This is a genomic window from Pleurocapsa sp. CCALA 161 (assembly GCF_003003995.1).
Lineage (GTDB): Bacteria > Cyanobacteriota > Cyanobacteriia > Cyanobacteriales > Xenococcaceae > Waterburya.
Genome location: NZ_PVWF01000064.1, coordinates 21,602 through 29,524, shown reverse-complemented (window position 1 = coordinate 29,524; position 7,923 = coordinate 21,602). Strand labels below are relative to the sequence as shown.

The window sequence follows — 7,923 nt, the reverse complement described above, 5'->3', positions numbered from 1 at the left end:
ACGCAGTTTGTTTATTGGTCGGGCATTCATCCCACAACTTTAGAAGATGGGGAATTCTGCCCGACATTTTAGTTAAAGTATTACTGGCAGAAGATAGCGCCAGCGCTTTGCAGATTGCTCAATCGCAAAACCCCGACCTAATTTTACTAGACGTGTTAATGCCTAACGTTGATGGTTTTGCTACCTGTAGCCAGCTAAAATCTCAAGCTGCGACCAAAGACATCCCTGTTATTTTCCTCACTGCTCTTTCCGATACGATTAACAGGACTTTGACAATTTTTACCTATCAAAAAGGGGTGAAAGCCTTGCCAGACGCCGAATTTACCTCGAAGAGGTAAATTCGCCTGAAACCCAGATATATTAAGGATTTAGTTATTTTGAGGTTAAACCATTAATACATGAGGCTTTCACCCCTTTTTGAACCTAGTTTTTTGTCAAAGTCCCATTAACAAGGTTCAGGGATTCAAGCTGGGGGGAGTAGACTATATCACCAAACCCATTGAACAAGAGGAAGTTTTAGTCCGTATTCAAACTCACCTCAATCTGAGAAATATGGGACGCACCCTAGCAGTACAAAATCAAGAATTAAGGCAAGCTCTAGATTTTGAAGCTTTGGTTAGACGCATCACTGATAAAGTTCGGGATAGTTTAGATGAAACCTACTGTTTACGAGTTGCCACAGAAGAACTAGCCACAGTATTACATCTTAGTGGTTGCCAAATTGAGCTATATGACCCTCAACAGCAAACAGCAACTATCGTCCATGAATATAGTGGTACTCTACCTGGGTGTCAGGGAGAAACCAGACAAATTGATGATTTTCCTGAGCTATATCAACAACTATTGCAAAAAACTCCTTTACAGCTAGTTGAACCTGTCCCTTTGTTTAATCCTCAAGGAATTCAGGTGACTCGTCTTGCCTGTCCTATTTTTGACGATCGCGGTATTATCGGTAATCTGTGGGGACTTAGACCCCCAGGAGAACTCTTTACCGACCTGGAAATTTCTCTGATGCAGCAGGTAGCTTCCCAATGTGCGATCGCTATGCGTCAGGCTCGACTATATGCTAGTTCTAATCAGCAGGTGGCGGAATTAGCCAAGCTGAATCAGCTTAAAGACGATTTTCTGAAAACAGTATCTCACGAGCTCAAAGCGCCAATCAGTAGTATTCAATTAGCTGCTCAAACTTTAGAAAGCTTACTTAAAGCCAAGCAAAATCCCCGTCATTCCCCACTCTTTCAACGAGTCTTGAAAATTTTTCATGAATCATGTCAGCGCCAGAAAAAACTGACCGACGATTTGTTAACCCTTTGCTATATTGATGCTCAAGCCAAAGTGGTTCAGCCAGAATCAATTGAATTAAATTCTCTACTTACTAATCTTGCTAATCCTTATATTGCAGCCCAAAATCAGCAGCCTAAGATACTGCTAAAATTAGCGCGTCAACAACCCAAGATCTATGCCGATCCTGTCATCCTCGAACGAATTGTGCAGGAATTATTCAATGATGCTCTAGAACGTACTCCTGTGGAAGGAACAATTACACTCCAAACCAAAATTCTTAAGTCCCAAGTCTTGATTCGGTTAATTAATACTGGTAGAGAACTTACGCAAATAGAACAAGAGCAAGTCTTCTCTCAGTTATACCGCAGCCAGGATTCCTCCCCCAAAGACCACGCCACAGGACTAGGATTAACCTTAGTGAAAAAATTAGTCGAAGTACTTAAGGCTTCTATTACTGTAACTAGCGATCGCCAGGAAACTATCTTGACGATAACTTTTCCTCTAGAGTCGGATTGAACATTGATTAAAGGAAGAACATTAAAGCTCAAGTTTGATAACTGTAGCCGTACAAAGTTAGATTAAGACAAGCTTAGTTAACTATTCGTAGGTAGTCCTAAAGGATAAGCGGAGCCCTAAAAGGATTCTCTTCTAAACTTTTGGGCGTTGCTGAATTGAAACAGGAAAAAAAATCCTCATCAATAGAGATGTCTCAAAAAGCTAATAGCTGCCAACAGTAACTCTATCGATTTCATACCTGGATTAAGCAACGCCAACTTTTAAATTTGAGTAATTAGCTACATTTTGTCTGGTTTTGTAGTATTTTGTTTAGGCTTTTTAGCTGTTTTTCAATTATCAAAATATTGTAGGCTGACCAAACATCACTGACATCACTGAGAAAATAAAAAATCAGAACTTTATACATACTTCATCATTTTTTTACACAGTATTTATTTTTGCATTGTAAACTTACTTAATATCACCCAATTTACACTATATATATGCATTTTCTGACAAGAGAATACCTTGACAATTACCTTGATTTGAGCAATTTACTGAATTAATTACTTTTAAAGTAAATAGTTAAGGAAATAAGAAATAAATAAACACTGTATTTCTTGATAAATATTATTTAAATTATGAAATTAAGTATTGGTATTTTAGCTCACAATGAATCAGATTTGATTGCAGCTTCGCTACAATCTCTTGGTCAACAAAGCTTATTCACAAGTTTAGATGAAAAACATTCAGTTGAAATTATTGTTGTTGCCAATGGCTGTAGTGATAATACAGCAGATTTAGCTCGTAATACCTTAAAACAAATAGGGTTTATCCATCAAACATCGTTGAGTTGGAGAGTATGTGAAGTAAAAGAAGCAGGTAAAAGTAATGCTTGGAATTTATTTGTTCATCAATTTTCAGCGCCTGATGCTGACTTCTTTTGTTTGATGGATGCAGACATTAAATTGCATAATTATCAAACTTTAGCAAAAATGATCGAGGTATTAGTTGAAAATCCCGAATATTGGATTGCTCTAGATCGACCAATTAAAGATATCGAGCTCAAAGAAAATAAGAGTTGGATTGATAAGTTGTCTGTGGCAGTTTCTCAATCGTCTAATGCAGGTCAACTATATATTTGTGGACAGCTTTATTGTGGTCGTGCCGAAGTATTGCGTAATATTTGGATGCCAGCAGGATTGCCTGTGGAAGACGGGTTTTTGACTCAAATGATCATCAGCGAAAACTTTACGGTCAAAAATCCTACTTTTACCAAAAGAATTGTCAGAGTAACTGAAGCCTCCCATATATTTGAAGCTTACACTAATCCTTTAGAATTGATTAATCATGAAGTTAGAGTTGTAGTTGGCATCGTTGTTAATATCTTTTTAACTTACTACCTACAGGAAAAATTATGCGCAGCGGGATCTTTTAGGGGTAGTCCAGAATTGACGGCAGGAACGCTGATTAACCAAATGAATCGGGAAAACCCACTTTGGCTTAACGATTTTGTTCGTAATTCTTTAGTTCAGAAAAAGTGGTGGCTCATTCCCATTCCTCTAGTATTTCGTCGCTATAGATCTTTAAAACATCATTCTTTACAAAAAGCCTTGTTGCGGATTCCCATTGCTACCTTGGCGTTTATCGTCGACCTCAGCATTTTTATCCGTGCCAATATTACCTTACACCGTAAAGTAATTAGTAACTATTGGTAATTAGTTAGTCAGAAGCGATTAGACTTCGCCTACCCTAAAGATCGCCATCTTCACAGAAAATCGTGAGATGAGACTAAGATATAAGATAACAATGGAGTCTTTTGAGGATTCTTGGACAACTTCTTGATAATCTTGATAATACTGTGGCTAAGGGTCAGTTAAGCCAACTTTGGCAAACGTTAACCTTTTTTGAGATCATTCCTAATCTCAATACTTTATGGCAAAAATTAATTTCAAATAGCTCATCGCAATCTTATCAACAGACAAAAATGACAATTTTGGTAGCTGGTGCAACGGGTGGAGTGGGTAAACGAGTCGTACAGAAATTACTAGCTCGCAATTATCATGTCCGAGCATTAGTTAGGGATGTAGAGCGAGCTAAAACAATGTTAGGAGAGGCAGAACTATTTGAGGCCGATCTAACTATCCCCGATACTCTCAAGCCAGCCATGATGGCAGGAGTTAGCGCCGTAATTTGCTGTACGGGTACGAAGGTGCAACCAGTAGAAGGAGACACTCCCAATCGAGAGAAATACTATCAGGGAATTAAATTTTATTTGCCAGAGGTAGTTGATACTCCAGAATTAGTGGAGTATGAGGGAATTAAAAATTTAGTGCAGGTTATTTCACAACACCTTCCTCACGGGGGAGAGCAGATGATCTTTGATTTTGCTAATCCCAGTAGTGATTTACAGGAAACTTGGGGAGCAATAGATGATGTGGTGATGGGAGGCGTGAGCCAAAGTAGAATCCGCTTGGCAGACAACAGAGCAATCTTTGCGGGGATTGTTTCTACAGACAACAACGGCGGTTTCGCCTCTGTGCGGACTCGTAACTTTACACCGCCAATGGATTTGTCAGATTACGAGGGAATTGAACTGAGAGTAATTGGAGATGGCAAACGCTATAAATTCATTACTCGCTGTGAAGGTAAATGGGATGGGGTTGGTTACTGCTATTCTTTTGATACGATTCATGATTACCCCACAACTGTTCGTATTCCTTTCAAGGATTTAATTCCCGTATTCCGTGCTAAAACCGTGCAGGAAGCCAGCCAGTTAGATGCTGCTAAAGTTTACTCAATGCAGTTGATGTTGAGTAAGTTTGAATACGATGGGGAGCTAAATCCTCAGTTTGAACCAGGCCCATTTAAGCTGGAGGTAGAATATATCAAGGCTTATGGTGGTCAGGTTAAACCCCAGTTGATTCAGATAAGTTCAGCAGGAGTTACTCGCCCTAATCGCCCAGGAATCAATTTAGCAGAAGAACCACCCGCAGTACGTATGAACGATCAACTGGGAGGAATCTTAACCTGGAAACTGCGAGGAGAAGAAGCGATTAGATCTAGCAATTTGACCTACACAATTATTCGTCCCTGCGCTTTAACTGAACAACCTGGTGATAAAACTCTGTATGCCGAACAAGGAGATAATTTAAGGGGACAAGTTAGCCGAGATGCGATCGCCGAACTCTGTATTCAGGCGCTGAATTTACCTAATGCAGTCAATAAAACTTTTGAAGTTAACGAAACCGAACAACAAGGTGACACTAACTGGAAAGAACTGTTTAACAATTTACAAGCAGATAATCATACGTCTGATATGAACTAGTTTTTGTAGATCTAATCTGTACTTTAGAGCAACAACAAGGGTAGCAAAGAAGAAAAATTAAGCGATCGCCAAAACTGGAAATTCCAATTATCAAGAACGGCAATTATATATAGAGTCAAGAAATGCCCAGAAGTTTGGTAACCTTATTTTGTCATAAACTTAAGTTATCAAGATGGATCTGGTTTAATTGTGTCTTTAGAAGAATCTTCGCTTAATCTATCTGGTTTATCTGGCGAACACAATCACAATCATCTGCTTTCTAGTCAGGAGGCAGGATGGAACAAGCTTAGTCTGATTTATGAGTTAGAACCTGCGGGAGAAATGCCTGAAACGATCGCTTTGGCTCATGTTTTAGTAGTTGCCCAAGGAGAATTTCAGGCTAGCTTTCACATCGAGGAACAATGGCATCAAGAAGAATATCTTCAAGGAGATGTTGCTCTTATTCCTGCTGGCACTGTTTTTCCTAGGGTAGCAGTGGATCGCGATGTGCCTTTGATCAATCTATTTTTGCCCCCTGATGTCCTAGTTAATGCTATGGGAGATGATACTCAGCTAGAATTGCGATCGCAACTCAAAGTTCACGATCCTTTAATTCAACAGATAGCCTTAGCTTTAAAAACCGAATTAGTTACTGCTGGTGAAGATAGTCAGCTTTATGCAGACTCGATGGCTACTGCATTAGGAGTACATTTACTACGCCGTTATGGAGTTAACAATGCTGTCAAAGAGTATCGAGGCGGATTAAGCAATTACCAACTCAAAATAGTCACTGAGTATATTCAAGGACATTTAGACCACATTCTCAACCTAGACTTACTGGCAAGTTTGGTCAATATTAGTCCTCATTACTTTGCTTGCCTCTTTAAGCAATCTACTGGCACTTCTCCTCATAAATACATTACCAGCTGCCGTTTAGCAAAAGCGAAGCTTCTCTTACGTCAAAACTTAGCGATCGCTTTTGTTTGTCAAGAAGTCGGCTTTAAAAATCAAAGTCATTTTACTAGAGTCTTTCGTCAGCATTATCAAATTACACCCAAAGCATATCAAAATTTATTTTAAAACCGCTTTGCGGTTAGCTATAGGTCTTAACTCGTCAGCTTATTTAAGTAAAAATAGAACAGTTTTCGGAAGAATCGGCAAGACAGGGATTTAGACAATATTTACACTAAGTTTAATTCGAAATTAATCATAGTCATGCAAATAATTTATTTGGTTTTAGCCATAGTCGGTTTTGTTGTGCCTTATTCACAATTAATCCCCTTTGTTGTGGATCATGGCTTAAATTTATCGTTGTTTTGGTCACAATCATTTGCCAATCAAGCCTCTAGCGCTTTCTCTTTAGATTTATTTACTTCTTCCCTCGTGTTTTGGATTTTTGTGTTGAAAGAAGGTACAAAACTGCAGATGAAATTTCTCTGGGTTTATATTGTGGTGAATTTAATCATCGGTTTGTCTTGTGCTTTACCTTTATTTTTGGGAATGCGATTAACTAAGCTAAAAACACAATTATTAAGTGAAGCCACATGAACATACTATTGCCGATTCAGAAATGGCAGATTGTTCAATACTCAACCCTAATTATTGTTACAGTATTTGCTTTAATTTTGTTAGCTAAGGGCATGAGTGAGGACAGTTTTCGGCTCTTAATTAGATTTACGGCTCGCTCTTCCTGTATTTTATTTTTATTGGCTTTTATTGCCTCAGCGTGGCAAAAACTCAAGCCAAGTCAAGTTTCCACCTGGTTACTACAGAATAGGCGCTATTTCGGGCTATCCATGGCAATATCTCACGGATTTCATGCCCTAGCGATCGCGGAAGTGGCAGTTTTAACCTCAGAAAATATGGTACGGGACAATTTTGGCGCTAATTTAGGCTACGTATTTATTCTGTTAATGACCATTACTTCTTTCAAACGCCCTGCTGCTATTTTAGGCAGACGTAACTGGAAAATTTTGCATAAGTTAGGAATATACTATCTTTGGCTATCTTTTACCGTTGCTTTTGCTAAGAGATTAGGCGAATCTTGGCTGTTTTATACACCGTGGGTAGCTATGTTGATCTTTGCCTTAATTCTACGGCTAATCCTGTTGATGAAAAGGGCAGAAAAACCCATAGTCACTTAATACTATGATTCCCAAATAAAGAAGAGCGATCGCCAGATCAACTAAGTAAAGCCTTTAATTCAAATTAATTGAGATCATCTCTACTGCGATCGCTTTTTAATTATTATTGCTTTTTTTGATTTTGTATCTAAATTTTATAAACCACCAAATCTAAGATTTTTGCAGAAGATATTTTATCCTGATATTCTTTGATAATCTTACCTTCAAGGGATTCGGGAATTTTCCGACTGGCAATATTTCTGCGATCTACTGGATAGATAAAATAATCGAGGTTTATATGCTTGTTTGACCAATTGACCAACGTAGTCACAGCTTCTAAACCATAACCTTGACCGTAAGCATCTTTTTTGAGCCAAATACCGATTTCTGGAGTTTTAGCTTTATTGTTGTTGCCATGAAGACCACAATTGCCTAAAAACTCTTGATTTATTTTAGATACCACTACGAACTGTAAATTGTAGCCACTTTCAATACCATGTTTACTCGCAGCTATGAAATCTCGAGTTTCCTGGATATTTTTGGTAGGAGAAGGAATCATGTATGTTGTGATCTCTTCAGTAAATTCTCGAAAAATATCTTGTTCAAACTTATTATCAATAACTGATAGTTTTAGGCGATCGCCTTCAATGACAAGAGATAATAAATCTGATTGAGGAGTGCGAAAATCGAATTTTTCCATAGGTATTGATTTTA

Annotated in this window: 8 protein-coding genes; 7 read left to right on the top strand and 1 reads right to left on the bottom strand. The window is 38.3% G+C overall.

Features of this window, described 5'->3' with window-relative positions:
- The 7 genes from C7B62_RS15460 to C7B62_RS15430 all read left to right on the top strand — a co-directional run.
- Positions 1-338, top strand: a 338-nt coding sequence (locus C7B62_RS15460; RefSeq protein WP_146132115.1) for a response regulator, incomplete at its 5' end; no start/stop codon positions are given.
- A 79-nt stretch (positions 339-417) separates the two neighbouring features.
- On the top strand, positions 418-1,800 hold the full coding sequence (locus tag C7B62_RS15455; RefSeq protein WP_106238333.1) for a GAF domain-containing sensor histidine kinase: 1,383 nt from the start codon (positions 418-420) through the stop codon (positions 1,798-1,800).
- A gap of 620 nt (positions 1,801-2,420) precedes the next feature.
- Entirely contained in the window at positions 2,421-3,497 is a 1,077-nt protein-coding gene (locus C7B62_RS15450) for a glycosyltransferase (RefSeq protein ID WP_106238331.1), read from the top strand.
- A gap of 143 nt (positions 3,498-3,640) precedes the next feature.
- Positions 3,641-5,107, top strand: a complete 1,467-nt coding sequence (locus C7B62_RS15445) for a CIA30 family protein (RefSeq protein WP_106238342.1) — start codon at positions 3,641-3,643, stop codon at positions 5,105-5,107.
- Between the two features lie 189 nt (positions 5,108-5,296).
- Complete coding sequence (locus C7B62_RS15440; RefSeq protein ID WP_199194215.1) at positions 5,297-6,166, top strand: helix-turn-helix transcriptional regulator; 870 nt, start codon at positions 5,297-5,299, stop codon at positions 6,164-6,166.
- 135 nt (positions 6,167-6,301) lie between these two features.
- Positions 6,302-6,634 carry a DUF2834 domain-containing protein gene (locus tag C7B62_RS15435; RefSeq protein WP_106238327.1) on the top strand — a complete coding sequence of 111 codons (333 nt, stop codon included), beginning with the start codon at positions 6,302-6,304 and terminating at the stop codon, positions 6,632-6,634.
- Positions 6,631-7,230, top strand: coding sequence for a hypothetical protein (locus C7B62_RS15430; protein WP_106238324.1), 600 nt, complete (start codon positions 6,631-6,633; stop codon positions 7,228-7,230). The genes C7B62_RS15435 and C7B62_RS15430 overlap by 4 nt, the downstream gene beginning before the upstream one ends.
- 127 nt (positions 7,231-7,357) lie before the next feature.
- On the opposite strand, the gene C7B62_RS15425 is transcribed toward C7B62_RS15430, so the two are convergent.
- Positions 7,358-7,909 carry a GNAT family N-acetyltransferase gene (locus C7B62_RS15425; protein ID WP_106238321.1) on the bottom strand — a complete coding sequence of 184 codons (552 nt, stop codon included), beginning with the start codon at positions 7,907-7,909 and terminating at the stop codon, positions 7,358-7,360.
- Positions 7,910-7,923 lie beyond the last annotated feature (14 nt).